Source organism: Mesorhizobium sp. M1312 (assembly GCF_040318115.1).
Taxonomy (GTDB): Bacteria; Pseudomonadota; Alphaproteobacteria; order Rhizobiales; family Rhizobiaceae; genus Mesorhizobium.
Genome location: NZ_JAMYLQ010000020.1, coordinates 12,392 through 37,996, shown reverse-complemented (window position 1 = coordinate 37,996; position 25,605 = coordinate 12,392). Strand labels below are relative to the sequence as shown.

At 63.3% G+C, this 25,605-nt stretch carries 24 protein-coding genes and 1 other RNA gene; 4 read left to right on the top strand and 21 right to left on the bottom strand.

What is annotated here, in order from left to right; translation table 11 throughout:
* Nucleotides 1–35: 35 nt before the first annotated feature.
* The 6 genes from NKH36_RS21705 to NKH36_RS21680 all read right to left on the bottom strand — a co-directional run bounded on the left by NKH36_RS21705 (nucleotide 36) and on the right by NKH36_RS21680 (nucleotide 6,472).
* Nucleotides 36–1,139, bottom strand: coding sequence for a DUF1513 domain-containing protein (locus tag NKH36_RS21705; RefSeq protein WP_352962401.1), 1,104 nt, complete (start codon nucleotides 1,137–1,139; stop codon nucleotides 36–38).
* A 433-nt stretch (nucleotides 1,140–1,572) separates the two neighbouring features.
* The gene (locus tag NKH36_RS21700; protein ID WP_352962404.1) at nucleotides 1,573–2,652 is read right to left on the bottom strand and encodes an imelysin family protein; all 1,080 of its coding nucleotides are present in this window, start codon (nucleotides 2,650–2,652) and stop codon (nucleotides 1,573–1,575) included.
* Complete coding sequence (locus NKH36_RS21695) at nucleotides 2,652–4,259, bottom strand: di-heme oxidoreductase family protein (RefSeq protein ID WP_352962407.1); 1,608 nt, start codon at nucleotides 4,257–4,259, stop codon at nucleotides 2,652–2,654. The genes NKH36_RS21700 and NKH36_RS21695 overlap by 1 nt, the downstream gene beginning before the upstream one ends.
* Nucleotides 4,260–4,270: 11 nt before the next feature.
* Nucleotides 4,271–4,756, bottom strand: coding sequence for a bacterioferritin (gene bfr / locus NKH36_RS21690; RefSeq protein ID WP_023802097.1), 486 nt, complete (start codon nucleotides 4,754–4,756; stop codon nucleotides 4,271–4,273).
* The gene (locus NKH36_RS21685; RefSeq protein ID WP_065005901.1) at nucleotides 4,722–5,033 is read right to left on the bottom strand and encodes a (2Fe-2S)-binding protein; all 312 of its coding nucleotides are present in this window, start codon (nucleotides 5,031–5,033) and stop codon (nucleotides 4,722–4,724) included. The genes bfr and NKH36_RS21685 overlap by 35 nt, the downstream gene beginning before the upstream one ends.
* A 149-nt stretch (nucleotides 5,034–5,182) precedes the next feature.
* Nucleotides 5,183–6,472 (bottom strand): imelysin family protein, encoded by a 1,290-nt coding sequence (locus tag NKH36_RS21680; protein ID WP_352962485.1) that lies wholly within the window; start codon nucleotides 6,470–6,472, stop codon nucleotides 5,183–5,185.
* A 453-nt stretch (nucleotides 6,473–6,925) separates the two neighbouring features.
* Between NKH36_RS21680 and NKH36_RS21675 the strand changes: the two genes are divergently transcribed.
* The gene (locus NKH36_RS21675; RefSeq protein ID WP_352962410.1) at nucleotides 6,926–8,179 is read left to right on the top strand and encodes an NAD(P)/FAD-dependent oxidoreductase; all 1,254 of its coding nucleotides are present in this window, start codon (nucleotides 6,926–6,928) and stop codon (nucleotides 8,177–8,179) included.
* Nucleotides 8,180–8,337: 158 nt separating this feature from the next.
* Here NKH36_RS21675 and NKH36_RS21670 read toward each other — a convergent pair whose 3' ends face one another.
* From NKH36_RS21670 to ffs, 12 genes are all read right to left on the bottom strand, one after another.
* Entirely contained in the window at nucleotides 8,338–9,615 is a 1,278-nt protein-coding gene (locus tag NKH36_RS21670) for a 4-aminobutyrate--2-oxoglutarate transaminase (protein ID WP_352962413.1), read from the bottom strand.
* Nucleotides 9,616–9,955: 340 nt separating this feature from the next.
* The gene (locus NKH36_RS21665) at nucleotides 9,956–10,702 is read right to left on the bottom strand and encodes an ABC transporter ATP-binding protein (RefSeq protein WP_352964395.1); all 747 of its coding nucleotides are present in this window, start codon (nucleotides 10,700–10,702) and stop codon (nucleotides 9,956–9,958) included.
* Nucleotides 10,699–11,532 carry an ABC transporter ATP-binding protein gene (locus tag NKH36_RS21660; RefSeq protein WP_352962419.1) on the bottom strand — a complete coding sequence of 278 codons (834 nt, stop codon included), beginning with the start codon at nucleotides 11,530–11,532 and terminating at the stop codon, nucleotides 10,699–10,701. The genes NKH36_RS21665 and NKH36_RS21660 overlap by 4 nt, the downstream gene beginning before the upstream one ends.
* Before the next feature lie 24 nt (nucleotides 11,533–11,556).
* Complete coding sequence (nikC, locus tag NKH36_RS21655; protein ID WP_352962422.1) at nucleotides 11,557–12,477, bottom strand: nickel transporter permease; 921 nt, start codon at nucleotides 12,475–12,477, stop codon at nucleotides 11,557–11,559.
* Nucleotides 12,474–13,541 carry an ABC transporter permease gene (locus NKH36_RS21650; protein WP_352962425.1) on the bottom strand — a complete coding sequence of 356 codons (1,068 nt, stop codon included), beginning with the start codon at nucleotides 13,539–13,541 and terminating at the stop codon, nucleotides 12,474–12,476. The genes nikC and NKH36_RS21650 overlap by 4 nt, the downstream gene beginning before the upstream one ends.
* Before the next feature lie 18 nt (nucleotides 13,542–13,559).
* On the bottom strand, nucleotides 13,560–15,203 hold the full coding sequence (locus NKH36_RS21645; protein ID WP_352962427.1) for an ABC transporter substrate-binding protein: 1,644 nt from the start codon (nucleotides 15,201–15,203) through the stop codon (nucleotides 13,560–13,562).
* 321 nt (nucleotides 15,204–15,524) lie between these two features.
* Entirely contained in the window at nucleotides 15,525–16,778 is a 1,254-nt protein-coding gene (locus NKH36_RS21640; RefSeq protein ID WP_352962429.1) for a lytic murein transglycosylase, read from the bottom strand.
* 27 nt (nucleotides 16,779–16,805) lie between these two features.
* Nucleotides 16,806–17,411, bottom strand: coding sequence for a recombination mediator RecR (recR, locus tag NKH36_RS21635; RefSeq protein WP_023802085.1), 606 nt, complete (start codon nucleotides 17,409–17,411; stop codon nucleotides 16,806–16,808).
* An 83-nt stretch (nucleotides 17,412–17,494) separates the two neighbouring features.
* Nucleotides 17,495–18,397 carry a cell wall hydrolase gene (locus NKH36_RS21630; RefSeq protein WP_352964389.1) on the bottom strand — a complete coding sequence of 301 codons (903 nt, stop codon included), beginning with the start codon at nucleotides 18,395–18,397 and terminating at the stop codon, nucleotides 17,495–17,497.
* 246 nt (nucleotides 18,398–18,643) lie between these two features.
* Complete coding sequence (locus tag NKH36_RS21625; protein ID WP_352962435.1) at nucleotides 18,644–18,967, bottom strand: YbaB/EbfC family nucleoid-associated protein; 324 nt, start codon at nucleotides 18,965–18,967, stop codon at nucleotides 18,644–18,646.
* Between the two features lie 103 nt (nucleotides 18,968–19,070).
* Nucleotides 19,071–20,915, bottom strand: a complete 1,845-nt coding sequence (locus NKH36_RS21620) for a DNA polymerase III subunit gamma/tau (protein ID WP_352962438.1) — start codon at nucleotides 20,913–20,915, stop codon at nucleotides 19,071–19,073.
* Nucleotides 20,916–21,020: 105 nt separating this feature from the next.
* An RNA gene (gene ffs / locus NKH36_RS21615) (signal recognition particle sRNA small type) lies at nucleotides 21,021–21,117 on the bottom strand.
* 250 nt (nucleotides 21,118–21,367) lie between these two features.
* On the opposite strand from ffs, the gene NKH36_RS21610 reads away from it, so the two are divergent.
* Genes NKH36_RS21610 through NKH36_RS21600 form a run of 3 tightly spaced genes read left to right on the top strand, consistent with a single transcriptional unit; the run spans nucleotide 21,368 to nucleotide 23,076 of the window.
* A complete protein-coding gene (locus NKH36_RS21610; protein ID WP_023802081.1) occupies nucleotides 21,368–21,787 on the top strand; it encodes an HIT domain-containing protein in 420 nt (139 codons plus the stop codon).
* A gap of 34 nt (nucleotides 21,788–21,821) precedes the next feature.
* Nucleotides 21,822–22,763, top strand: a complete 942-nt coding sequence (gene nudC, locus NKH36_RS21605) for an NAD(+) diphosphatase (protein ID WP_352962441.1) — start codon at nucleotides 21,822–21,824, stop codon at nucleotides 22,761–22,763.
* A 19-nt stretch (nucleotides 22,764–22,782) separates the two neighbouring features.
* The gene (locus NKH36_RS21600; RefSeq protein ID WP_352962444.1) at nucleotides 22,783–23,076 is read left to right on the top strand and encodes a Dabb family protein; all 294 of its coding nucleotides are present in this window, start codon (nucleotides 22,783–22,785) and stop codon (nucleotides 23,074–23,076) included.
* A 33-nt stretch (nucleotides 23,077–23,109) separates the two neighbouring features.
* Here NKH36_RS21600 and NKH36_RS21595 read toward each other — a convergent pair whose 3' ends face one another.
* The 3 genes from NKH36_RS21595 to NKH36_RS21585 form a co-directional block, all read right to left on the bottom strand.
* The gene (locus tag NKH36_RS21595) at nucleotides 23,110–23,772 is read right to left on the bottom strand and encodes a glutathione S-transferase family protein (RefSeq protein WP_502912084.1); all 663 of its coding nucleotides are present in this window, start codon (nucleotides 23,770–23,772) and stop codon (nucleotides 23,110–23,112) included.
* 77 nt (nucleotides 23,773–23,849) lie between these two features.
* Nucleotides 23,850–24,653 carry an alpha/beta hydrolase gene (locus NKH36_RS21590; protein WP_352962447.1) on the bottom strand — a complete coding sequence of 268 codons (804 nt, stop codon included), beginning with the start codon at nucleotides 24,651–24,653 and terminating at the stop codon, nucleotides 23,850–23,852.
* 62 nt (nucleotides 24,654–24,715) lie between these two features.
* Nucleotides 24,716–25,579, bottom strand: coding sequence for a prephenate dehydratase (locus NKH36_RS21585; RefSeq protein ID WP_352962450.1), 864 nt, complete (start codon nucleotides 25,577–25,579; stop codon nucleotides 24,716–24,718).
* Between the last annotated feature and the right edge of the window lie 26 nt (nucleotides 25,580–25,605).

The window sequence follows — 25,605 nt, the reverse complement described above, 5'->3', positions numbered from 1 at the left end:
GAGCGTAGCCGTTTAGGTACCGGCGCCGGACGCCCTTATGCGACCTGCTCGATGCGAAGCATGTGATTGTCCCAGACATAGTCCGGCTCCGACCGCGTCGCGCCCCCTGCTTCGACGATTTCGCCGGTGCCTGTCGTCGCCAGGAAGCTCGCCCCGTCGGGCGCCACGCCGCAGACCTCGGCCAGCGCGCTGGTGGCGACGATCCGGCCGCTAGCGGCATCGATGACGGCAAGCGAGTTGCCTTCCGGCGAGGACACGGCGACGCTGCCGGCAGCGGGGTTGGCGGCGACCGAGCCGATGTAGTTCCTGAAGCCGAAGAGCACGTCTTGCGGCATGTCGAGCAGTTGCAGATCCTTGCCGCGCGCTGCGCGGCCGACCAGCAGCGGACGATCGCTGCCCGGCCCCCTGTACTGGCAGCCGAACCAGACCGTGCCGGATTTATCGGAATCCATGTGCCGGATCGAAAGCTGGTGCAGCGCCGGCGGCAATTCGTGCTTTTCGACGAGGTCGCCGGTAAGGCGGTCGACCAGAACATAGGACGGCTTCATCGTCGCGATGTTGAGCTCGGCGCGGCCATAGTCGGGATGCGTCTCGATGCCGCCATTGGCGACCGCAATCGTCCTGCCGTCGCCCAGCAGCAAAAGCTCGTGCGAACCCATGCCGTAGGTCGGGAACTCGCCAACGCGCTTGAATTTCGCACGCGCGTCGTAGACGCCGACCACGCCGGCGGCATTGTCGAAATCGTTCTCGGTGGCGTAGAGCAGCGCACCGTCGGTCGAATACACGCCGTGGCCGAAGAAATGCCGTCCACTGACGCTGGCAATGGTCAGCGGCTCGTCGCGGCCTGTGTGGTCGAAGACCATCGCGAAGGTACCGGGCTGCCTGGCAAAGACCACGGAGCGCTTCGACACCGGATCGAAGGTGACGTCGTGACCGCGAGCGGGCAGGTCGATGGCATGCAGCACCTTGCCGGCCTCGGACAGGATCGCCGCGCCATAGCTGCCGTCGCGCTTGACGAAAGCCGTGGCGAAGACGGCGTCGGCGGCAAGCGTCTTCGCCCATGCCGACGGCGCCATCGCGGCAACAAAGCCAACGCCTGCCGCCCTGAGGAAGTCGCGGCGGTCGATCAGCGTCTTCAAGAGACCGTCCTCTCGGGCACGGTCCCATTCCTCGACACGGTGATTCTGACAGATCGGAGGGCTTCGTGGCGCCCAGCACCCATCGATCGTTTGAATGGATCATCGCACACGTTGGAGATTGGCCAAAGCCTCCCCAACTTCGTCATCCTTGGGCGGAGCAGGAGCGAAGCTCCGTCGCGGAGACCCAAGGATCCATGCCGTAATCTCAGCCGAAGAGTACGGCGAAGCAGAATCCCGCACCGAAGCAACGCTCTGAGGTCACGGCATGGATCCTGGGGTCTGCGCCGCGTCGCTGCGCTCCTTGCTCCGCCCCAGGATGACGAAGCGATGGGCGTTTCGGCCAATCTCCAAAGTGTGCGCTCCGCACCCGGCCTGTCAAAACTTCCTCGCCGAGCAACTCGCCCCAAAAGTCGATGCCGTTTCGAGACCATGCTCAATCCCCGTCGAGCGAAGAGAAACCAGCGGTCAGGCCGAATTCGGCCGTCAGCTTGGTACCGATCAGGGTCGTCAGGCTGGATGTCACCAGCGAGAAGTGATCGAGCTTCTGGCGAAGCACCGGGTCGGCGAGCGCCTTGTCGATCGAACCTCTGATGGCCGTGGCGTCGGCGGCCCCGTTGACGAGCTGGATGTGGATCGATTCCGCCATCCAGCGTGCGTCGGGTGACAGCGCGTCGCCAAGCTGCGAGGCCTGGAACAGCGCGTCCATGCCCGAAAGATTGCCGGTCAGCGAACGCGCCGTGTTTTGCGAGCGCCAGTAGATCGCCTGTTTCGGCTTGTCAGCTTGCGGATTGCTGCCCAAAAAGCCTTTCAGGCGCACGTCGCGGACCATTTCCAACTCGTTGATGAAGACGCCGACCAGTTCGGTCACCGCTTCCGTGCCGTCGCGGTAGAGCGCGTTTTGCGGCCCCGGATTGGCCCAAAGTGCTGCAAAACCGTCGGGCTTATTCCAGGCGTCGCTGACCTCGGCGGTAATCGTTTCGATGTTGCCTGCGACGGCGGCGCCGTAAGCGCAGCGATAGGGATCGTCCTTGCCGGCGAGCCGCTCGGCGCCATCGCCGTAAAGCACGAATTCCAGCGCGCCGAGCCCTTGCATGGCGACGCTCTTTGACGCCAGCTGGGCTGGATCTGCAGCGGTCCGATCTTTGTTGGCCAGCGCCGCCTGCACCTGTCTCAGGCCGATGCTCTTGCGGTCCGGCCAGAACAACATGCGCTCCAGCCGGTTGTCCTGCGTGATCGGTCCGATACGGATGATCTCCACCACCGACCAGGCATCCACGGTACCGGAGAATTCGGCGCGCACCGCATCGAGATGGTCCTGCGAGGGCGCGTCGCAAAGCGTGCGCATTGCTTTGGTCAGGCTGTCCGCATGGTCATGCAGGCGTGCATAGGCCGGGCGGACAAAGCTGTCGACCGCCCGCTGGATCACGTCGGAGGCCTTGACCACGGCGGACGCCGGCAATGCGCCGGCGAGCACCAGCGGGAGAACCAGAGCAAGCGCAAGACGCTTCGACATCACAACGACTCCAGGAATTTGACCAGTGCGTCGCGATCGGCCGCATCGGCGGCGGCAAAGCGGTCGCGCGCCTTCTGTCCCTCGCCGCCATGCCACAAGATCGCCTCGGTCAGGGTGCGCGCGCGCCCGTCATGCAGGAAGAAGCTGTTGCCATTGACGATCTGGGTAAGACCGATGCCCCACAGCGGCGGCGTGCGCCATTCGCTGCCGGAAGCCTCGCCCACCGCTTGCCCGTCGGCGAGGCCCGGTCCCATGTCATGCAGCAGAAAGTCGGAATAGGGCCAGATCAGCTGGAAGGCCTGCGCCTTGTTGGGCGTGCCGCGACGGGTGACGAATTTCGGCGTATGGCAGGAAATGCAGCCCATGTCGTAGAACAGCTTCTTGCCGGCCAGCACATCGGGCTTGTCGAGGTCGCGCCGCGCCGGCACGGCGAGGTTTTGCGAATAGAAGGTGACGAGATCCATGATCGGTGGCGGCGCCTCGACCGGGCCGAGGCGCTCCTGCACGCCGTTCGGCATGGCAAGACATGCCTTTTCGGCCGCGCTGCAATCGCCCCAGTGGTTGGGCACTTCCGGTGTCGAAATGCCGATGTCGCCGGCGAATGCGTCCGCTGCTTGCTGTCGGATCGACGGCGTCTGCCCCTTCCAGCCGAAGCGGCCGAGTGTCAGTTCGCCGCTCTTGCCGTCGCGCACGACGTTGGGCTTGCCGGAGATGCCGTCACTGTTCCGATCGTCGGGATCGGCATGGGCGAGAATGTCCGCCGGCGCGATCTGCTCGACCAGGCCAAGGCCGATCATCGGCGGCGTCAAGCGCGGCGAAAGCGTGGTGTGCGGATCGAGCGGCCCGTTGGCGAGATCATCGACCGAATAGCTCGGCTTGCGCAGCGAGACCACGGTGCCGTCCGGCAGCGTGACTTTCTGCTCCTGATAGTTGACACGCATCCTGCCTTCGCCCCGAAGGCCAGGAACGGCCAGGTCCTGCAATTGCGAGCCGTAGACCGGATCGGGGAAGTTGAGCACCTTGCGGGCGTCCAGCGCTGCCTTCTCCTCCTCGGTGCTCGCCTGCCGCGCCAGCCGCAGGAACATGGAGGTGGTGCCGGTGTCGCCTTCCGGCGGATGACCGCGGCCGTCCTTCAGATGGCAATTCTGGCACGCCCGCTCGTTGAACAGCGGCCCAAGCCCGTCCGATGCCTGTGTCGACGAGGGCGACGACACCCAGTTCTTGCGGAAAAGGGAATTGCCGAGCTTGAAGGTGCCTTCTTCCTCGAAGGTGATATTGGTTGAGGATTGCGAGAAGGCGTCCTTGTTGACATCCTTCCGCGATGTGCCGACGCCGCCCTGCATCGGCTCGAACTGCTCGGGCTTGGAAAAATCTGATGTCGGTCTGGTGATGGCGATGACGCGCGCCAGATCCTTCGGCGTCAGATCGGTACGGCTGGTGGCAAGGCCCGCCGGTTCGGGCGCGCCGGCCAGCGCCGAGGCCGTCAGCGCGACCACTACGGCAAACGAAAGCCCGCGAAGCCATCCGAACCGCGGGTTTTGCTGGGACGACAGGCCGTAATCCTCGGCCCGCCGCAAGCGGCGCAAGAAATCTAAGGCGCGCCGCATCCTGCATGTCCCTAATCCGCCTCGTCGGCCGATGCCGCGTTGAGCTGGCCGTATTTTTCCTCGCCGATCGAGGCGAGCAGGTCGAGTTGCGTCTCCAGGAAGTCGATGTGACCTTCCTCGTCGGACAGCAGATCCTCGAACAGCTTCATCGTCACGTAGTCGCCTGCTTCGTCACAAATCTCACGCGACCGTTTGTAGGCAGTGCGTGCGTCATATTCGCCGGCAAGATCGGATTCGAGCACTTCCTTGACATTCTGTCCGATGCGCAGCGGCGCTACCGACTGCAGGTTTGGATGGCCTTCAAGGAAGATGATGCGGGCCACGAGCCGGTCGGCATGGTGCATCTCCTCGATCGATTCCGCGCGTTCCTTCTTCGCCAGCTTGGCGTAACCCCAGTCTTCCAGCAGCCGGAAATGCACCCAGTACTGATTCACTGCTCCAAGTTCCAGAAATAGAGCCTCGTTAAGCCGCTCTATGATCTGCTGTTCGCCTTTCATGGGTTCTGCTCCCGTATTGGACGCGCAGGCCTCTGACGCGATCCAGGTGTGAAACGACATCCACGCCGCTCGCCTCCGAGCGGGCGTGGTAATTTTCGGTTACCCGAATGATCGTTTCGACCACATTTGGGAAGCAGCCGCAACAGCGACCACGCTTCTGCATGGCATGATAGATCTTCGCCGGCACGATAAGCTGCCAGGGATCCTGATCCAGCAGCCCGACGATCGTCTGCTCAATCTCCTTCTCGGTGATGATGTTGCAATGGCAGATCAGCATTATTTGCTCTGTATGGCTGACGGCGCTTGCTCGGCGCCGTGTGGCTTATTTTCTCAATCGAGCCGAAAACCGGTTTCCACTTTCTTTTACGCGGACCTTCGGTTCGGGATCGTGCTCAACGTTCTTGACGCCTTTGGGTTCTTGACGCCTTACTGGAACACTTTGTCTGGCGCATCGAGGCTGTCCGACCCCTCGAAGGCGATGGCATTGAGTTTCAGGGTGCCGACAGCGCGTTCGATCGACTTGGTCTGGTCGACCAGAGCATCGATCGCCGCCTGCACGGTGGCGTTGCCTTCGGTGTTGCCTTCGCCGATCTGCTGGTCATAGGCCTCGCCGCCAAGCGCCCGCGCCTTGATGGCTTCCATCTTGGCAACGGTGACATCGAGTTTGTCCGACAGTTCCTTGTCGATCGCCGGATCGGCCTCCTTGACCATGTGGGATACCGAGGGGCCTTCGACGACGGTGCCGTCGAGACGCGTGTAGCTGCCCTGATAGGCGGCGCGAATGCCGACGGCATCGTAGAGATGGGAATCGTAGGTGTTGTCGGAGAAGCAGTCATGCTCCTCTTCCGGATCGTGCAGCAGCAGGCCGAGCTTCATGCGCTCGCCGGCGAGTTCGCCATAGGACAGCGAGCCCATGCCGGTGAGGATGGTCGAGATGCCTGTCTTCGGCTCGCCATCGAGAAGGTTCTTGCGGGCCGCACCGCCCTCCTTCCAATCATTGACCATGTTCTGCAGATCGGAAACCAGAAGTCCACTCGCAGACTTCAGGTACTGCGCCCGACGATCGCAATTGCCGGCGGTGCAGTTGGCAAGGTCATAGTCCGTGTATGGCCGTTCGCCGGAGCCCGGACCAGTGCCATGCAGGTCCTGGCCCCATAGCAGGAATTCGATGGCGTGATAGCCGGTCGCCACATTGGCCTCGATGTCGCCGGCTTCCTGCAGCGTGCCGGAGAGGAACTCCCGAGTAATGTTGGTGGCGTCGATCTTCTTGCCGTTGATCTCGATCGACTTGTTGGCGATCACATTGGCGGTGTAGAGCGCATTCGAGTCCGACTCAGTGCCGTAGCCGCCGGCGACATAGTCGATCAGGCCTTCGTCCAGCGGCCAGGCATTCACCTTGCCTTCCCAGTCGTCGACGATGGCATTGCCGAAGCGGTAGACTTCGGTCTGCTGATAGGGAACACGCGACGTCTTCCAAGCCGCGCGGGCGGCAGTCAGCGTTTCCACCGAAGGCTTGGCGAGCAGCGCGTCGACGGCCTTGTCGAGCACCTGCGCCGTGGTCAGCGAATCCTCATATTTGGCGAGTGCAATGTCGGAATAGGTCTTGATGACCGCCTTGGCATCGGTTTCCGCCTTGGCCGGCAGCACGAATATCGCCGCCGTCAATGCCGCGGTGGCGCCGATCGCGGCGAGCCTGCCATATCGTGCCGTGATCATCGCTCTCATGATTGTCATCTCCTCGGAATTCAGTGAAATGTCGGCGCCAAAGGCGCGTCGGCAGGCAATCGGCGCCAAGGCAAGCCCATGCCATTGAGCGAGAAACAGGCCGCGGCATAGCGCGGTTGCGGAAAAAAGACATCGAAATGCCTCCAATCGAAAGGGTTCAAGGCCCAGACATCAAAGGGAGCGCTTGACGCGCAAGCTTCCATAAAGCGATGAAGGCACCCGAAGTCAATCAATTTCAGAGAGAAAAGCCAATCGAAACAACAGTTTAGAATTATTCTAAACTGCACGTGTCAACTTTAGCCGCATTTTGTAGTGTCGTCATCAAACAGCCCTATTGACGGACCGCCATTCCGGGTGCGACCCGCAAGGGCGGTCTTGCGGCGGCGTCAGACAATCGCCACTTGGCCAGACGCCCTAGACTCAGATTAAGGAATTGGGGCTGCGATGAAAAACGGTGTGGTCATTGTCGGTGCGGGTCATGCGGGCGTGCAAGCGGCCGCCAGCCTGCGCGAGGATGGTTACGACGGACCCGTGATTCTCGTCAGCGACGAGGACGAACTGCCCTACCACAAGCCGCCGCTGTCGAAGACCTTCATCAAGGATCAAGATGTCAAACCGCAGCCGCTGCGCGGCGAGGCCTTTTATACCGGCAGTGCGATCGACTACCGGCCGGGCATCAGGGTGGACCGCATCGATGCCGGAGGCCGCAGGCTGGAGATATCAGGTGGCGGCGTGCTGCCTTTCGACCGACTGATCCTGGCGACCGGTTCGCGGCCACGCATCCTGTCGCTGTCCGGTTCGGAGCTTTCAGGCGTGGTGTCGCTGCGCTCACTCGCCGACGCGCGGCTGATCCGCGCGTTGAGCGCGCAGAGCGAAGATGTCGTCATCGTTGGTGGCGGCTTCATCGGACTGGAGATCGCCGCGACGCTCAAAGCGACCGGCCGCGAGGTCACCGTGGTCGAGGCGGTCGACCGACTCCTCGGCCGGGCAGTGGCGCCGGTCATCGCGCGCCATGTACGGCAGCGGCTGGAAGCGACCGGTGTGCGCATCCTCACCGGCAGCACGATTGCGCGGCTCGAAGGCGAGAACGGCCGTGTCTCGGCGGCAATCACCGCATCCGGCGAGCGGCTAGCGGCCCAGATGGTCATCATCGGCATCGGCGTGGTGCCGAATGTCGAGCTGGCGCAAGCTGCAGGTATCACTGTCGCCAACGGCATCCGCGTCGACCAGCAGATGCGCACATCTGTGCCCGAAATCCTCGCCATCGGCGATGCCGCCTCCTATCGGCACTGGCTTACCGGCGGCGATGTGCGACTGGAATCGGTGCAGAATGCAACCGACCAGGCTCGCCTTGCCGCCCGCACCATCCTTGGCCATGCGGACGCCTTTGCCGCCGTGCCATGGTTCTGGTCCGATATCGGCGACATGAAGCTGCAGATGGTCGGCCTGATTTCGGGCGGCGACAGCCATGTCGTGCTCGGCGACGTCAACGAGAATAGGTTCTCTATCTACCACTATGCTGGAAATCGTCTGCTCGGCATCGAATCGGTCAACCGGCCCGGCGACCACATGCTTGGCCGCAAGATGCTCGGCGCCGGCTTCTCGCCGACGTCGCAGACGGTTGCGACAGGACCAGACGGATTGAAGGCGGCGCTCGCCGCCTTCCAGCAGGTAGAGCCCGTCCGCGCCGCTGAATAAGGATATGGTGATATTCAGGTGATGCCGGCCTGCGAACGGCGGTTTCCTGTGCTTCCGGTACTCACGTACCCGAAAGTACGCTCCGTTCCGGTTCTCGGAACCCACCATTCTCGGCGCGGCCTGACCTGAATCTCATCACATGCCGGAGCAGACGAGGGTCAGGCGGCGCGGACCTCGCGGATCGAGCTTTCCAAGATGTCGAGCGCTTCGTTCATGACGCCGTCCTGGATTGTGATCGGCGCGAGAAAGCGGATGACATTGCCGTAGACGCCGCAGGTGAGCAGGATCAGCCCCTTGTCGAGCGCCTTCAGCCGGACCGCATTGGCGATCTCGGCCGACGGCAAGCCCTTCTTCACATCGTTGAACTCGACCGCGTTCATGAAGCCGGGGCCTCTGATATCGACGATCTCCGGCGTGTCGTCGCGGAACGATTGCAGCCGCTGCTTCAGCCGGTTGCCCAGCGTGTTGGCGCGGTCGCAGAGCTTTTCCTCGTCGATCACGTCGAGCACGGCGTGCGCCGCGGCAACGCCGATCGGGCTGCCGCCATAGGTGCCGCCCAGCCCGCCGGGATTGGGTGCATCCATGATCTCGGCACGCCCGGTGACCGCCGACAGCGGAAAGCCGCCGGCCAGGCTCTTGGCCATGGTGGTGATGTCGGGCGCCACTTCGTGGTGGTCCATGGCGAACATCTTTCCGGTGCGGGCAAAGCCGGTCTGCACCTCGTCGGCGATCAACAGCATGCCGTGCTGGTCGCAGATCTTGCGCAGCGCCGTCATGAACTCGCGCGGCGCCTCGTAGAAGCCGCCCTCGCCCTGTACCGGCTCGACCATGATGGCAGCGACGCGGGCCGGATCGACATCGGCCTTGAACAGCCGGTCGAGCGCGGCCAGCGAATCGGCGACTGAGATCCCGTGCAGCGCCACCGGGAACGGCGCGTGGAAGACATCGGCCGGCATGGCGCCGAAGCCGAGCTTGTAGGGCACGACCTTGCCGGTCAGCGCCATGCCCATGAAGGTGCGGCCGTGGAAGCCGCCGGCAAAGGCGATGACCGCCGGGCGGCCGGTGGCGTTGCGGGCGATCTTGACGGCGTTCTCCACGGCCTCGGCGCCGGTGGTGACGAAAATCGTCTTCTTGTCGAATTTGCCGGGCAGCATGCCGTTCAACCGTTCGGCCAGCCTGACATAGCTCTCATACGGCACCACCTGGTGACAGGTGTGGGTGAAGCGGTCGAGTTGCGCCTTGACCGCCTCGATCACCTTGGGATGGCGGTGGCCGGTGTTGACGACGGCGATGCCCGAGGAGAAATCGATATAGCGGCGGCCTTCGACATCCCAGATTTCCGAGTTTTCGGCGCGGTCGGCATAGATTTGCGTGGTCATGCCGACGCCGCGTGAAATCGACTGGTTCTTGCGTTCGGAAATGGCTGAATTCTTCATGATGTCCCTCGCCGGGCCGGCGCCCGTTCTCGTTTGGATGATTGCCGGGAATTGTTCTGATCTTATTTCACGTTTTCCTCAAGTTGGCACTGCCGCGGGGTCGTTGGGCCTGTCGCTAGTGTCGCGATCCTTCTCATCCCCCTCTGGCCTGCCGGCCATCTCCCCCGCAAGGGGGTGTTTGGACCGGGGAGATCAGCAGCTTCGGCGCTTCGCTGACTCCTGCGACGATGACAGTTGGCGAAAGCGGCTGAGCGCTTAATCTCCCCCCCTTGCGGGGGAGATGTCCGGCAGGACAGAGGGGGGTGGGAGGGAACGCGACGTAAGCGATAGACGATAGACGTTACGTCCGCACAAACCCGTCGCTCGCCCTGAGCAAATTGCGCGTATAATCCCTGGTCACGCGGCGCTCGACGAGATCACCCGCGGTGAGGTGCTCCACCGCTTCGCCGTTCTGCATCACCATCAGCCGCTCGCACATATGGGTGATGATGGCGAGGTCGTGGCTGACCATCAGGAAGGTCAGCTTGCGCCGCCGCCGGATCTCCTCCAGCAGGTTGAGCACTTCGGCCTGCACCGAAGCGTCGAGCGCCGAGGTCGGCTCGTCGAGCAGCAGGATCGACGGTTCGAGGATCAGGGCACGCGCAATCGCCACGCGCTGGCGCTGGCCGCCCGACAATTGATGCGAATAGCGGAAGCGGAAGCCTGTTCCCAGGCCAACCTCATCCAGCGCCCGCTGGATGCGCTTCTCGCCATCGGCAAAGCCGTGGATGGCGAGCGGCTCCTGCAGCAGGCGGTCGACGGTCTGGCGCGGATGCAGCGAGCCGTAAGGGTCCTGGAAGACCATCTGCACCTCGCGATAAAAGGCCTTGTCGCGGCGCGCGCCGAGCGCTTTGCCGTTGACGGTGATGCTGCCCGACGCGGCCGGCGCGAGCCCGGCGATTGCCCTCAGTAGCGTCGATTTGCCGGAGCCGGATTCGCCGACCAGGCCGAAGGATTCGCCCGATTGAACTTCGAGGCTGACGCCCTTCAACGCGCGAAAACGGTCGAAGACCACCTCCAGCCTGTCGACGGAAAGTGCCGCCGTCACGCTGCCCACTCCGGCCTGCGGTCGAGCACTGGCAGCGGGTGGCGGTCGGCACCGATCTTGGGCATGCAGTTGAGCAGGCCGCGCGTATAGGGATGCTGGGCGCGGCCGAGCTCCGACGCCGCCAGCTGCTCGACGACCTTGCCGGCGTACATGACGATCACCCGGTCGCAGAAGGAGGAAACCAGGCGCAGATCGTGCGAGATGAAGATCAGCCCCATGCCACGCTCGCTGACCAGCCGATCGAGGATGCCGAGCACGTCGAGCTGCACGGTGACATCGAGCGCCGAAGTCGGCTCGTCGGCGATCATCATCTCCGGCCCAGCGATCAGCATCATGGCGATCATGGCGCGCTGGCCCATGCCGCCCGACACCTCGTGCGGATGCAGGTCGAAGACACGGGCCGGATCGCGGATCTGCACCGCCTCCAGCATGGCAAGCGCGCGGTCGCGGGCTTCCGCCTGGCCGACCTTCTCATGCGTGCGCAGCGTCTCGACGATCTGGCGACCGATGCTCATCACCGGGTCGAGCGAGTATTTCGGATCCTGGAGGATCATGGCGATACGCTTGCCGCGCAGGGCACGGCGGTCGCGGGGCGAGGCCGTGAGCAGGTCGATGCCGTCGAAGGCAAGTTTGTTGGCAGTGACCTCGGCCTGCGGCGGGGTCAGGCCCATAATGGCGCGGCCGGTCTGCGACTTGCCGGAACCGCTCTCGCCGACGATGCCAAGCCGTTCGCGGCCGAGCGAGAAGGAAACGCCGCGCACCGCCTCGATCCGGCCGGTGCGCGTCGGGAAGGTGACGCGCAGATCGTCGACATCGAGAAGCGTGCTCATTGGTCACCACTCATTGGTCGCCGCTCATTGATCACCACTCCGGGGGTCGAGCGCGTCGCGCAGGCCGTCGCCGAGCAGGTTGAAGCCGAGGCTGACGAAGAGGATGGCAAAGCCCGGTGCACCGGCCACCCACCATTGGTCGAGCACGAAGCGGCGGCCCGACGCGATCATCGCGCCCCATTCCGGCAGCGGCGGTTGCGCGCCGAGGCCGAGGAAGCCGAGACCGGCGGCGGTCAGGATGATGCCGGCCATGTCGAGCGTTACCCTGACGATCAGCGAGGATATGCAGAGCGGCATGATGTGGCGCAGCACGATGCGGAACGGCGAGGCGCCCATCAATTGCACCGCCTTGATGTAATCCGAATTGCGCACGGTGAGCGTTTCGGCACGGGCAATTCGCGCGTAAGGCGGCCACGAGGTGATGGCGATGGCGAGCACCGCATTCTCGATGCCGGGGCCAAGTGCGGCGACAAAGGCCAGCGCCAGGATCAGCTTCGGAAAGGCCAGAAAGATGTCGGTGATGCGCATCAGGATCGCATCGATCCAGCCGCCGGCATAGCCGGCGACCGTGCCGACCAGCAGGCCGATCGGGGCGGCGATGACGGCGACGAGGATGACGACGTAAAGCGTCCATCGCGAGCCGAAGATGACGCGCGAAAGGATGTCGCGGCCGAGGTCGTCGGTGCCGAACCAGTGCTCGGCACTTGGCGCCAGCAGGCGCGAACCCTTGAGGTCGCCGAATGTCGGCGAATAGGGCGCCAGCACATCGGCAAGGGCGGCGACCACCAGCAAAGCGATGATGATGAGCAGACCGAGAAACGCCAGCCGGTTGGCGGAAAAGCGTCGCCACGCCACGTAGGCGCGGCCAAGCCTTGCCTGCATGCGCGACGCCGGCCGCTCGCTGAGCAGCCAGTCGCGACGGCTTTGTATCGCTTCTGCGCTCATCTCACTTTGGTCCTCGGATCAAGCACCCGGTAGAGCAGGTCCGACAGCAGATTGATGCCGATGAAGACCGAGCCGATGATGATGGTGCCGCCGAGAACGGCGTTCATGTCGGCGTTCTGCAGGGAATTGGTGATGTAGAGGCCGATACCCGGCCATGAAAACACGGTCTCGGTCAGCACCGAGCCTTCGAGCAGGCCGGCATAGGAAAGCGCGATCACGGTGACCATCGGCACCGCCGCGTTGCGCAGCGCGTGGCCCCAGATGATGCGTGTTTCCGACAGGCCCTTGGCGCGCGCCGCAACGATATATTCCTGGGCAAGCTCGTTCAGCATGAACGATCGCGTCATCCGGCTGATGTAGGCGAGCGAGAAACAGCCAAGCAGCGAGGCCGGCAGGATGATGTGGCGAAAGGCATCGCGAAACACATCCCACTGTCGCTGCCACAGCGCATCCAACAGATAAAAGCCGGTGATCGGCGTGAAGGTGTATTCGTAGACGATATCGAGGCGGCCGGGAAAAGCCACCCATTGCAGCTTGGCATAGAACAGCACGAGCGCCAGCAATCCCAGCCAGAAGATCGGCACGGAGTAGCCGACCAGGCCGATGATGCGCACGATCTGGTCGATGATGCTGCCGCGCCGGACCGCGGCCAGCACGCCAAGCGGCACACCAAGGAATGCACCGATCAGAGTTCCCAGCGTCGCCAGCTCGATCGTCGCCGGAAAGGCGCGGCGAATGTCGGTCATGACAGGATTGGTGGTCAGCACCGAGGTGCCGAAATTGCCGTTCAGGGCATTTTTCACATAGATGTAGAACTGCTCGATCAATGGCAGGTCGAGCCCCATCTCGCGGCGGGTGCGCTCGACGACATTGGCCGGCGCCCGATCGCCGAGCACCGCCAGCACCGGGTCGATCGGGATCACCCGGCCGATGAAGAAGGTCACCGCGAGAAGGCCGAGATAGGTGGTTATCGCAATGACCAGGAAACGGGCGATCGACGACGCGACAGCGACAGCACGGGCGCTGCCGCGCCCCGCTGTCGCTTCGCTTTCAACAGTGCTCATGCGGCGCGTCCGCCGGCATCACTCCTTGGAGATCTGGCCGACGAAATTGGTGTCGAAGCTCGGGCCGAGCGCAAAGCCCTTGAGGTTCTTGCGCAGGCCGGCCACTTCCAGCTGCTGGTGGACGATGATGAAAGGGCTGGTTTCGAGAATCTTCCTCTGCAGATCCTGGTACATAGCGGCGCGCTTGGCCGGATCCTTCTCGAGCAGGGCCGCTTCCGTCTGCTTGGTCAATTCCGGAATGTCCCAGGCGTTGCGCCAGGCCAGGGTCTTGGTCTTGCCTTCATCCGAATTGTCGGGGTTGCTGGCGAAGGTCTGCGCGTTGGAGTTCGGATCGAAATAATCCTGGCCCCACTGGCCGATATAGATGTCGTGGTTGCGGGCGCGGTATTTGGTCAGCGTCTGCTTGCCGTCGCCGGGAATGATCTCCAGCTTGACGCCGGCCTGGCCGAGCGTCTGCTGGAACGATTCCGCCATCCCGGTCACCGGCTGGGTGTTGCGTACGTCCATGGTGACGCTGAAGCCGTCGGCCAAGCCGGCCTTGGCGAGCAGTTCCTTGGCCTTGGCGAGATCGAATTTGAACGGATTTTCGTCCAGCTCGCCGAGCACGCCTTTTGGCAGGAAGGTTTGGTGGATCTCGCCAATGCCCTTGAGGATCGTCGAGCTCAAGGCATCATAGTCGACAAGATATTTGAAGGCCTGGCGAACCTCTGGCTTGGCGAGGTTCGGGTTCTTCTGATTAAGGCTGATGTAAAAGACCGTGCCCTTCGGCGCGCTGGTGGTGGTGAGATCAGCGTTCTTGGCGATGGCGTCGAGGTCGTTCGGCTCGAGGTTGCGGGCAACGTCGATGTCGCCAGCCTCCAGCGCCAGGCGCTGGCCCGAGCTTTCCTTCATGTTGCGGTAGATGACGCGGGCAAGCTTGGCCTTTTCGCCATGATAATTGTCGTTACGCTCCATAACGACGACCTCATTGGCCCGCCATTCTCGCAGCTTGAAGGCGCCGGAGCCGGCATAGCCGGTCTTCAGCCAGGCGTTGCCGAAGTCATTGTCGTATTTGTAGTCGGCACTCGGCGTGACCGCGGCGACATGTTCCTTGACCAGCTTGGCGTCGACGACCGAGGCGACGGTTGCCGACAGGCAGTTCAGGACGAAGCTCGGCGCATAGGCCTTGTCGACGGTGAACTGGAACGTCGTGTCATCGATGGCCTTGGCCTTCTCAGTGACGTTGTCGCCGTTGATGCCGAACTGTCCGATGATGAACGCCGGACTCTTGTCGAGCTTGATGGCGCGTTCGAACGAATAGGCGACGTCCGCCGCGGTGATCGGATTGCCCGAAGCGAACTTCAGGCCGGGCTTGAGCTTGAAGGTGTAAGTCAGTCCGTCGTCGGAAACGCTCCAGCTTTCGGCGAGATCGCCCTTGACCTTGGAGGTATCGCTGAGATCAAGGCGGACAAGAAGATCGTAGGTGTTGCCGGTGACCTCGGCGGTCGACAGCTCGAACGCTTCGCCCGGATCCATGGAGATGATGTCGTCGATAGCGAAACCCTCGACCAGCGTGTCGGCGGGCGTGACCGCAAAGGCAGGTGCGCCGGCCAGAAGCAGCGCGGACATGGCTGCGCCCGCGAGCAAGAAGCGGGAGCGTAGAGCAAACTTTTCCATCATCATTTTTAACTGTTCCCTGTTTTTGTTGACCTGAGTTCCCGGCTCAGGGTTGCAGCGTTCTTTTGCCACATCGGCCCGAAAATCGGAATCGATTTTCGGAAAGCACGATGTGTAGGTCAAAGTCTTAGAGCGTCCTTTGCGCGTCCAACGGACGCGCGGCGCTCTAACCGAACGATGGCCCCTGGACCGGTTGTCGCGGCAATTTTTGCCCAGTTCCGCCTCACCATATCCGGCGCTTTCAAGCACGGCAACGAGCATTTACAAGACTGTTGGTTGGGCCAGATCAGGCAGCCACCATGGCCGGGAGCGACGCTCGGAGTGCAGCTATTTCAATGCGGTGACCAGGTCGGCGTCGGGAAAACAGGTGGCGGCGCGACCGTTCCCGGCCTGCCACTTGCCGATCGAGCGGCGCGTCTTGAAACCGGGCAGACCGTCGGCGCTGCCGACATCGTAGCCCTCGGCCTCCAGCGCCCGCTGCAAGGCGGCGATATCAGACCTGTGGAGCCCGCCGACCGCACCCCAACGCCCTGAAAAATTACTGTCGCCATTCGCGATGCGGTCAGCGCCGTGGCCGATGAACAGGGCGTAGAGATCGCTGGTGTTGTATTGCTTCAGCACGTAGAAATTGGGCGTGACGATGAAGGCTGGACCGCTGCGGCCGGCCGGCATCAAAAGAAAGCCTTCGGCCTTCAACTCGCGCGCCGGAAACGGTCTTGCCGCGACGCGTTTGACGCCCATATCAGCCCACTCGGAAATCCTCTTGCCCTGGTCCGGACCTTCGAGCGAGCAGGAGACCGCTTCCGGCACCGTCACCTCGAAGCCCCAGCCGCGGCCTTTAATCCAGCCATAGTGGACGAGATAGTTGGCGATCGAGGCCAGCGTGTCCGGCACCGAGTTCCAGATGTCGACCCGACCGTCGCCATCGAAATCGACGGCATGGTTCAGGAACGAAGTCGGCATGAACTGCGGCTGGCCGAGCGCGCCTGCCCAGGAGGACTTCATCGCACCGACCGGGGCCAGCCCACGCTCGACGATCTCGAGTGCCGCCATAAGCTCGGTGCGGAAGAAATCCTTCCTGGTCGCCATGAACGCCTTGGTGCCCAGAACTTCGAAAGCATTGTAAGGCATTTTTGCCGCGCCAAAGCCGCTCTCGCGACCCCAGATCGCCAGCAGCACCTCGCCCGGCACGCCGTAGCGCTTCTCGATCGCGGCGATGGTCCTGGCATTGACCGCCTTGCGCGTGCGGCCACCAGCGGTGACAGCGCGGACCGTTTTTTCGGCGAAATAGGCGCCAGGTGAACCGAACTCCGCCTGATGCTGCTTTTGCGGCGTCTTCGCCTTTTTGCCCGGCATCACCAGGTCGGGCAGTTTGAGGTTCGGTTTGACGCCGTCGAAGGCGGCGTCGAAGGTTTTTCTGGAGATGCCTTTGGCGCTGGCCTCGGGCCAGAGGTCGCCTTGCAGCCAGGCGTGGAACTGGTCGTCGAGTTTTGCGGCGGAGGCGGGGGCGGCGAGGATGAGGGCAAGCAGTGCGACGAGAAAGAAGGCGATTGCAAATCGGTGATATCCGCGTTCCGTCATTTCAGAAGCACCCTTCCCCCAACGTCCTCAAAACGCCGTCCGCGAGCGCAGCGCCGCGGCGAGCGTGCCTTCGTCGAGATAGTCGAGTTCGCCGCCGACCGGCACCCCATGCGCCAGCCGCGTTACTTTGATGTCGAAGCCGGACAATTGATCGGTGAGATAATGCGCGGTGGTCTGGCCCTCGACCGTGGCGTTGACGGCAAGGATCACCTCCTTGACCTCGCCGCCGGCGACACGGTCGACCAGCGATCGGATGTTGAGCTGCTCTGGGCCGATGCCGTCGAGCGGCGACAGCGAGCCGCCGAGCACGTGGTAGCGGACATTCATGGCAGCCGCCCGCTCCAGCGCCCACAGGTCGGCCACGTCCTCGACGACGATCAGCGTGCCGGCGTCGCGGCGCGGATCAGTGCAGATCATGCAGGGGTCGGACGTATCGACATTGCCGCAGGTCGAGCAGATGCGCACCTTGTCGACCGCCTCGCTCATGGCGGCGGCGAGCGGCGACAGCAACTGCTCCTTCTTCTTGATGAGGTGAAGTGCTGCTCGCCTGGCCGAACGGGGCCCGAGCCCCGGCACCTTGGCCAGGAGCTGGATCAGGCGTTCGATCTCGGGACCGGCGATTCGCTTGGACATCGCATCGGTTTAGGATTTTTCCGCGCGCTTTGGAACACTGCTGCGGCGAGCGGCCCTGTTCAACGGTAAGGACGCTGCTGTCGTCAGTATGCTTCCAGCGGCCGGGTCTGGCCGGCGATCATCGCACCGATGGCGTCGGTGTTCTCGGGTGTCGATTCAAACGACATCGTCGGCTCGGCCGGCGCCGCCGGGAATGACGTGACAGGTTGCGCACCGGCGGTGCCGCCGAAACGGGCCGCGCCCGGCTCCTGCATCGGCTCTTGCATCGCCACAAGCGTCGCCTTCTCCGGCGTCGCCTTCTCCAGAGTCGCCTTTGCCGGTTGCGATGCGACCGCGGTCAAATAGGTTGCCTGGGCGAATTTTGCCGTGGCGACCGGCGCCGCGGAGGCCATGAGCATCACTGGTGCGCGCGCCGACGTCCGCGGTGTGGACTGTGCCACCGCGACCGTTGGCTCGTCCGGCAATGGTTTCCAGTTCCGGCCGCGCTTTTCATAGAAGGCGTTGCCGCCGGCAATCATGGTGTAGTGCATGTTCTTGTAGGGGAAACGCAGGCCGGCGGTGTGAAAGAACATCGTGTTCTTCAGCTTGGCCTTGCGCTCGCCCCTGAGCACCGCCTCGGCGGCTTCCTCGACATCGGGCATCGCCTTCGAATTCATCCGCCGTGTCATCACGCCCGGCGCGAATTGGCCGCGCTCGCCGACCACCTGGCAGATGGTGTTGCCGTGCTTGCCGGAACGCAGCCGGTTCATGACCACCGTGCCGACGGCAATCATGCCGTCACGGCTCGACCGGTTGGATTCGAAGAACATCGCGCGCTGGAGGCACTCCTTGTCCTTCGCTGTGTAACTATAGGGCCGGGACCTGACGGCATCGGTCAGGCTGGCCACGGACAGGCCGTGCGAGGTGGTCTGACTGCAGGCGGCCAAAAACAGCGGAGAGGTGATGACGCCGAGCAACAACGGCGTCTTCCATCGGGTCCCGATCAAAGATATCCCCTCATTCTGTCGCCAGCCCGCCCCTGGTTGCGGCAAGAATGAGACACTTTCAGGCAAAAAGATGGCTAAAGCGTTATTAAGTGTGCGGAGTTGCTTAATAGACACAACTGGCGGGCGTTGGATCGCTGCGCTCTTCGGCCCCTGTAACGGCATGACCTTCCAGCGCCGCAGCCTTCGCAGAGTGGGCTTGCCGGGCTAAGCCATGGCTCGATCGACCGGCATAACTATCAGCACACCTTAGAAAGGCAGCTTCATTCCCGGCGGTATCGGCAGACCTGCGGTCAATGCCTGGGTCTTTTCCTGCATCATCTGCTCGACCTTGGCTCTGGCGTCATTGTGGGCGGCGAGGAGCAGATCCTCCAGAATCTCGACCTGGTCCTCCTTGAACAGAGACGGGTCGATCTTGAGCGACTTCATCTCGAATTTGCCGGTCAGCGTCACGCTAATCAGGCCGCCGCCGGCCTGCCCGGTGGCTTCCAGCGTGGCGATCTCGTCCTGCATGGCCTGGAACTTGGCCTGCATTTCCTTCGCTTTGCCCATCAGGCCGAGAAGATCTTTCATCGCGTAGTTCCTCTACGATTGATATGTTTCTTGTTTAAGCATGATCTTCTCCGAAAACCGGCTCCCACTTTTTGCTTCGCTGACCTTCGGTTCGGGATCATGCTTAGGTTTCGTCTTCGTCTGTGGCCGGCTCAATCGGAACCTCGGCCTCCACCGCATCGGCTTCCGGTGCGTCGGGAATGCGCACGTCGATGATCTTGGCGCCGGGAAAACGCGCCAGGATGGCGGCGACAGTCGGGTCGCTCTTGGCGTCGAGCAGGGCGTTTTCGCGTTTGGTCGATTCCATCTCGGCCAGCGTCTGGCCGCCCTCTTCCTTCGACAGCGACACCAGCCAGCTGCGGCCGGTCCAGGCGCGCAATTTGGCGGTCAGATCGTTGAGCAGCATCTTCGGCGCGTCATCGGTCAGGCTGACGTCGATGCGGCCTGGCTCGATGCGCACCAGGCGCACGCAGCGCTTCACCAGCACCTTGAAGGCCATGTCGCGCTGGGCGTCGGCGAATGCGACGATGTCGGCCAGCGACTTCACCGGCACCGGCGGCGCATCCGCGACCGGCTCCGGCGCCGGAACGAAGGCTGCAGGCATCGGCTCGGGTTCGACCAGCCGCATGGTCTGCGCGCCGCCATTGGCCGTCGGCATCCGCGTCTGCGCCACAGCGCTGGCGCCGCCATTTCCGGGACTTACTGGACCGGGACTGGCTGGGCCGGGATTTGCGACGACAGAGCTTGCGGGCGCACCATTCGAGCGCGGCGAGCCATTCGGCACCGATGCTCCGGCCTCCAGCGATTTCAGCGCCTCATCCAGTGTCGGCAGGTCGGCGGCATGCGCCAGCCGGATCAGCACCATTTCGGCGGCACTGACCGGCCGGTTGGAGGACTGCACCTCGGGAATGCCTTTCAACAGCATCTGCCAGGTCCGCGACAGCACTCTGACCGACAGCGCCTTGGCGAAATCGGCGCCGCGCCGGCGCTCGTCCTCCGACAGCGACGCGTCATCGAGGGCCGTCGGCACGAAGCGCAGCCGGGTGACGAGATGGTTGAACTCGGCAAGGTCGGTCAGCACCGCGGCCGGATCAGCGCCGGTGTCATACTGGTTGCGGAATTCGGCCAAGGCCGCCGCCACGTCACCCTTCATCACATGTTCGAACAGGTCGACGATGCGGGCGCGGTCGGCCAGCCCGAGCATGGTGCGCACCGCTTCGGCGCTGACCGCGCCGCTGCCATGGGCGATCGCCTGGTCGAGAATGGACAGCGAATCGCGCGCCGAGCCTTCGGCCGCGCGGGCGATCATCGCCAGCGCGTCGTCATCGACCGCAATGCCTTCCTTGCCGGCGATCGAGGAGAGATGCGCGACCAGCGTGCCGGCATCGATACGCCTGAGGTCGAAGCGCTGGCAGCGCGACAAAACGGTGATCGGAACTTTTCTGATTTCGGTGGTGGCGAAGATGAATTTGACGTGCGGCGGCGGCTCTTCCAGCGTCTTCAGCAGGCCGTTGAAGGCCTGGGTCGAAAGCATGTGCACTTCGTCGATGATGTAGACTTTATAGCGCGCCGAGACCGGCGCGTAGCGCACGCGCTCGATGATGTCTCTGATGTCGTCGATGCCGGTATGCGAGGCGGCGTCCATCTCGATGACGTCGACATGGCGGCCTTCCATGATCGCCTGGCAGTGCTCGCCCAGCACGGCAAGATCGACCGAAGGCTGGTCGACGGTGGCGGTCTTGTAGTTGAGCGCCCGCGCCAGAATGCGCGCGGTCGTCGTCTTGCCGACACCGCGCACGCCGGTCAGCATCCAGGCCTGGGCTATCCGACCGGTGGCGAAGGCATTGGTGAGGGTGCGCACCATCGGCTCCTGGCCGATCAGTTCGGAGAAATTCGCAGGACGGTATTTGCGCGCCAGAACGCGATAGGCGGCGGCCTTTTCCGTTCCCGAATTTCCGGCTTCGCTCATTCGCCCGTAAAGCTCCAAGGGCCGCGCCTGCAGGCGGCCGATTCCTGCGCATAGTTTCGCCCGCAGGGCTTGTCGCCGTCAATGTCGCGGGAGAAAGGCGAAGAGGTGGGAGGCTGGAACAATGACCCGTTCCGGGCTCGTTAGGGCTGCTTCCTTCCGGACCTGACCCGGTTGGCGAGTGGACCGTCCACCACCAACCTCCCGCTTTCCATATCGGCAATTCGGCGATGAAATGCAAGGGCGTAGGATCAATCAGCCGGGAGTGGCGTCGAAAGCTGAAACAAAATAACCCGCCTCGGGGCGGGTCATTGGCGCAAATCAGCACCATGCCCAAACCATTAGCATAACTGCCGTCACAAAGCAACGATTCGCTTGCCGCCTCTTGCGGGCCACCGGCAGCCGCACTAGCGTTCAAAAGTCTAAAAAACACGACAAAAGTGAAGGAAACGCCGATGTCGCCGGGCCTCGAGGCCGGATTCACGCTGGATGCTCGTCTGGAGGCGGACAGCGAGCAGTTGATGTGGCTCGGCTTGTGCGAGTTGCGGGTGATGAACGACCGCCGCTGGCCGTGGCTGCTCCTGGTGCCGCAGCGGCCGGGCGCGGAGGAAATCCATGATTTGACGCCGCTCGACCAGGCGATGCTGACCTTCGAGACCAACATGGTGGCGCAGGCGCTGAAAAGCGTGACCGGCTGCACCAAGATCAACAGCGGCGCACTTGGCAACATCGTCCGCCAGTTGCATGTCCATGTCATCGCTCGCTCGGAGGGGGATCCCGGCTGGCCAGGCCCGGTGTGGGGGCACGGTATGCGCGAGCCCTACGAGCGCTCGGACCTCCGCCGGTTTGCGCAGAAGATAAAGGCGGCGCTATAAGCCTGTCCCGTGTCCATCCTGAAGTTGAGTCTCGATGAGCTTCCGCCTGTTTGACGCGCCCTTGCGCGAGCCGAGCCAGTTCGTCGGCTTCGCCGGCAACATGATCGACCGGCAATCGGAAAACCGCGCCGACGATTCCGTCGAAAAGGCGCTCGCCGATCCGTCGGTCAGGCTTTTGCTGATGCATGGCGGGCGGCTCTACCTGAAGCTCAGGGATGGTGGCTTCGACCCTTGGTTCGGCGCCGAAGAAAGCCGGCCGCTCCGGGTGTCGCTCGACAATGGCGTCCTGCTCGGTTTTTCCGACAGCGGCCCGGTGCTCGCCGTGCCGGCCGGGCTCGATCCCGAACAACTGCCGGAGACGATCAAGGCTATCGACTATCGCTCGGTCTATATGCAGGGGCTGATCGACGAGGCGGCGGCCGGCGCGATAGCGCAAGGAGCAGCGCTGCTCGCCTGGCATGCCAGCCACCGCTTCTGCAGCAGATGCGGTGCTGAAGCCGAAATGCGGGCCGGCGGCTACAAGCGGCTTTGTCCGGCCTGCGCCGCCGAGCATTTTCCGCGCACCGACCCGGTGGCGATCATGTTAACCGCGACGCGCGAAAAATGCCTGCTTGGCCGCGGCCGGCATTTCGCGCCGGGCATGTATTCGGCACTTGCCGGCTTCATCGAACCGGGCGAGACGATCGAGGCGGCGGTGCGCCGCGAAACGCTGGAGGAAGCCGGCATCCGGCTTGGCCGCGTTGTCTACCATGCCAGCCAGCCCTGGCCGTTTCCCTATTCGCTGATGATCGGCTGCTTCGGCGAACCGCTCAACGACGACATCCAGGCCGACCTCAATGAGTTGGAAGACTGCCGCTGGTTCTTTCGCGACGAAGTGCTCTTGATGCTGGCCCGCGAGCATCCAGGCGGCCTGGTCACGCCGCCGATGGGAGCGATCGCCTACAACCTCATCCGCGACTGGGCAGACAGCGCGTAAAACTTATAGGGGGAGCAAAATGATCCGTCACACAGTGGTGTTCAGACTGAAGCACGAGGAGAGCTCGGCCGAGGAGGCAAAATTCCTCGCCGACGCCAAAATGCTGGCGGCGATACCGGGCGTGGAAAAGTTCGAGCAGTTGCGGCAGGTCAGCCCGAAGAACGATTATCGTTTCGGCTTCTCGATGGAGTTCGCCGACCAGGCCGCCTATGCAGGTTACAACGACCATCCCGACCACGTCGCCTTCGTCCGCGACCGCTGGATCCCGGAGGTCGAGGCGTTTCTCGAGATCGACTACGCGCCGCTGGCCTAAGATCAGAGTTCAAGTCCCCATTGCTGACCTTTATCAGCCGGTCGGTGACTTGCCCGTGAAAACCGCCAGTTGAGCGGCGAAAGCACGCTTGTAGGCTGGCCGGGCTTCGCCGCGGGTGACATAGGCGGAGACGTTCGGATATTCGTCCAGCATACCCGATGTTTTCAACCTGAGCAGCACCGCCACCATCATCAGGTCGCCCGCGCTGAACGCACCATCGAGCCAGTCGGCATCGCCGAGACGACCGGAAAGTTCGCCCAGCCGGTCACGGACGCGATCCTCTACAATAGGCAGGCGCTGTTCGTGCCAGGTCTCGTCGCGCTCCAGGAGCACGGCGGTTTGGCGCTCAAGGATCGGCGGCTCCACCGTGTTGAGCGCGGCAAACATCCATGAGATCGCGCGCGCCCGCGCATTCCCATCATCCGGCAGCAGGCCACCATGGCGCTCCGCGATATGGAACATGATCGCTCCCGACTCGAACAGGGCCAGACCGCCTTCTTCATAGGTCGGAATCTGCCCGAAAGGATGAAGTGCTCGATGCGCAGGTTCCTTCATCTCCCTGAACGAAACAAGACGAACCTCATAAGGCTGCCCCACTTCTTCAAGGGCCCAGCGAACGCGCATGTCACGCGCCAGTCCCCTGCCGCGATCGGGTGACCGTAGGCGGTGATGGTGGGGGTCATCGGCAGGCCTCATCTCGTCGTCTCCTTCTTCGATTGTGGCAAGCAAAGGACGAAGGTCGATCCGGAATTCCGACATCTGGGAACCGCTCGTTAATCGCGCGTGACCGCCGCAACGGAGGCGCGTAGCGCTCCGGCGAAGTCGGGATGGCCATAGAGGTCGTTGTGGCCAGCCGCTATGGCGATGTGGCTGCGCAGATCACGGGCAGCCTCGCGCAGAGGTGCCGAACGTGCCGCAGGAACGATGGTGTCGTTTTCGGCGACGATGACGGCCGTGGGCAGATCGAGGTCGCGCAGCGATTCTGCCGTCTCCATGCGGTGCCGCAGCAAGAGGCGCACCGGCAACCAGGCATAGTGGTGAGCGGCGAGTTCTCTCAGCGAGTCGAACGGGGTCACCATGACGATGCCACGCAAGGGCCGGGCCGTCGCCAGATCGACCGCAACCGCAGCGCCGACGCTAAGGCCGATGGCGACGATGCCGGCTTTGGCATCGCTGGCTAGGTGGTCATAGGCGCGTCCGGCGTCTTCGAACAGGGCGGCGGCCGACGGGCTTCCGCTGCTCGGCGCGTATCCGCGGTAGTGCAGCGCAGCGACCTCATGTTCGGGAAATAGCTGGTGCAGCATGAGGGCAAGTGCATCGGCATTCCAGGCATTGCCGGCGAATCCCAGCAGCAGCGGGCGTGGCTCGGCCACCGCCTGCCCTGCCGGCAGGCGCACCAGAACGATGCGCTCGCCATCCTCCGTCGCCAGTTCGACATGGCGGGCCCCGGCCGGCAGATCGGGTCCGAACGCCGCAAGGCCGGCCGGAAAGATCAGCCAGGACTGAAGCGCGTACACGACGGCGACAACGACCGCATACAATCCAGCGACTGCGAGCGTCAGTTTCAGGAGCCACATCGCAGGAATGTCGCCCGGCGCCCGTCACCTGGCAAGCGCTAGGTCAGCACGCCATAGGGGACTTAGTCCGCCACCTTCCATTGCTCGCGCGACTGGCTGGCCGGATAGACGCCCAGAATCCGCATTTCGCGCGAGAAGAAGGCAAGCTCGTCAAGTGCCAGTTTTACCAGCGGATCGTCGGGATGGCCCTCGATGTCGGCGTAGAACAGGGTCGCGGTGAACGCGCCGAGCTGGTAGCTCTCCAGCTTGGTCATGTTGATGCCGTTGGTGGCAAAACCGCCCATCGCCTTGTAGAGCGCGGCCGGCACGTTGCGGACGCGGAAGATGAACGTCGTCATCATCCTGGCTTCGGCCGAGGGACGCTCTGCCCACTGCTTGGTCTTGGTCAGCACGACGAAGCGGGTGACGTTGCTGTCGGTGTCCTCGACATTCTCCTCGATGATGTCGAGCCCGTAGAGCGTCGAGGCCAGCGCCGGCGCCAACGCCGCCATGGTGCGGTCCTTCAGCGCGGCGACGAGCTTGGCGGCGCCCGCCGTGTCGCCGGCGACCACCGGCTTCCAGCCGTTCTTGCGGATGTATTTGCGGCATTGGCCGAGCGCATGGATATGGCTGTGCACGGTCCTGATCTCGTCGCGCCTGACGCCCGGCAAGACCATCAGCTGGAAATGGATCGGCAGGAAATATTCGCCGACGATGTGCAGCTTCGATTCCGGCAGGAGGTGATGGATGTCGGCGACGCGCCCGGCAATCGTGTTCTCGATCGGGATCATGGCGAGGTCGGCCTTGCCGGTCTCGACCGCATTGAAAGCATCCTCGAAAGTCGGGCACGGCAACGGCTCCATATCAGGGAACATGTTGCGGCAGGCGGTGTCGGAATTGGCGCCCGGCTCGCCCTGGAAGGCTATTCTGTTGGTTTTTTCAGGCATGCCAAATGTCTCGGGTTGACCAGATG

What these genes read in the sequence shown, in the direction of transcription:
- NKH36_RS21650 (WP_352962425.1), bottom strand. Translation starts at nt 13,541, where the DNA reads ATGAGCACTGTTGAAAGCGAAGCGACAGCGGGGCGCGGCAGCGCCCGT.
- NKH36_RS21675 (WP_352962410.1), top strand. Translation starts at nt 6,926, where the DNA reads ATGAAAAACGGTGTGGTCATTGTCGGTGCGGGTCATGCGGGCGTGCAA.
- NKH36_RS21620 (WP_352962438.1), bottom strand. Translation starts at nt 20,915, where the DNA reads ATGAGCGAAGCCGGAAATTCGGGAACGGAAAAGGCCGCCGCCTATCGC.
- NKH36_RS21680 (WP_352962485.1), bottom strand. Translation starts at nt 6,472, where the DNA reads ATGATCACGGCACGATATGGCAGGCTCGCCGCGATCGGCGCCACCGCG.
- NKH36_RS21670 (WP_352962413.1), bottom strand. Translation starts at nt 9,615, where the DNA reads ATGAAGAATTCAGCCATTTCCGAACGCAAGAACCAGTCGATTTCACGC.
- NKH36_RS21625 (WP_352962435.1), bottom strand. Translation starts at nt 18,967, where the DNA reads ATGAAAGATCTTCTCGGCCTGATGGGCAAAGCGAAGGAAATGCAGGCC.
- NKH36_RS21585 (WP_352962450.1), bottom strand. Translation starts at nt 25,579, where the DNA reads ATGCCTGAAAAAACCAACAGAATAGCCTTCCAGGGCGAGCCGGGCGCC.
- NKH36_RS21600 (WP_352962444.1), top strand. Translation starts at nt 22,783, where the DNA reads ATGATCCGTCACACAGTGGTGTTCAGACTGAAGCACGAGGAGAGCTCG.
- nikC (WP_352962422.1), bottom strand. Translation starts at nt 12,477, where the DNA reads ATGAGCGCAGAAGCGATACAAAGCCGTCGCGACTGGCTGCTCAGCGAG.
- bfr (WP_023802097.1), bottom strand. Translation starts at nt 4,756, where the DNA reads ATGAAAGGCGAACAGCAGATCATAGAGCGGCTTAACGAGGCTCTATTT.
- nudC (WP_352962441.1), top strand. Translation starts at nt 21,822, where the DNA reads ATGAGCTTCCGCCTGTTTGACGCGCCCTTGCGCGAGCCGAGCCAGTTC.
- NKH36_RS21685 (WP_065005901.1), bottom strand. Translation starts at nt 5,033, where the DNA reads ATGCTGATCTGCCATTGCAACATCATCACCGAGAAGGAGATTGAGCAG.
- NKH36_RS21595 (WP_502912084.1), bottom strand. Translation starts at nt 23,772, where the DNA reads ATGAGGCCTGCCGATGACCCCCACCATCACCGCCTACGGTCACCCGAT.
- recR (WP_023802085.1), bottom strand. Translation starts at nt 17,411, where the DNA reads ATGTCCAAGCGAATCGCCGGTCCCGAGATCGAACGCCTGATCCAGCTC.
- NKH36_RS21645 (WP_352962427.1), bottom strand. Translation starts at nt 15,203, where the DNA reads ATGATGATGGAAAAGTTTGCTCTACGCTCCCGCTTCTTGCTCGCGGGC.
- NKH36_RS21590 (WP_352962447.1), bottom strand. Translation starts at nt 24,653, where the DNA reads ATGTGGCTCCTGAAACTGACGCTCGCAGTCGCTGGATTGTATGCGGTC.
- NKH36_RS21695 (WP_352962407.1), bottom strand. Translation starts at nt 4,259, where the DNA reads ATGCGGCGCGCCTTAGATTTCTTGCGCCGCTTGCGGCGGGCCGAGGAT.
- NKH36_RS21640 (WP_352962429.1), bottom strand. Translation starts at nt 16,778, where the DNA reads ATGACGGAACGCGGATATCACCGATTTGCAATCGCCTTCTTTCTCGTC.
- NKH36_RS21700 (WP_352962404.1), bottom strand. Translation starts at nt 2,652, where the DNA reads ATGTCGAAGCGTCTTGCGCTTGCTCTGGTTCTCCCGCTGGTGCTCGCC.
- NKH36_RS21610 (WP_023802081.1), top strand. Translation starts at nt 21,368, where the DNA reads ATGTCGCCGGGCCTCGAGGCCGGATTCACGCTGGATGCTCGTCTGGAG.
- NKH36_RS21660 (WP_352962419.1), bottom strand. Translation starts at nt 11,532, where the DNA reads ATGAGCACGCTTCTCGATGTCGACGATCTGCGCGTCACCTTCCCGACG.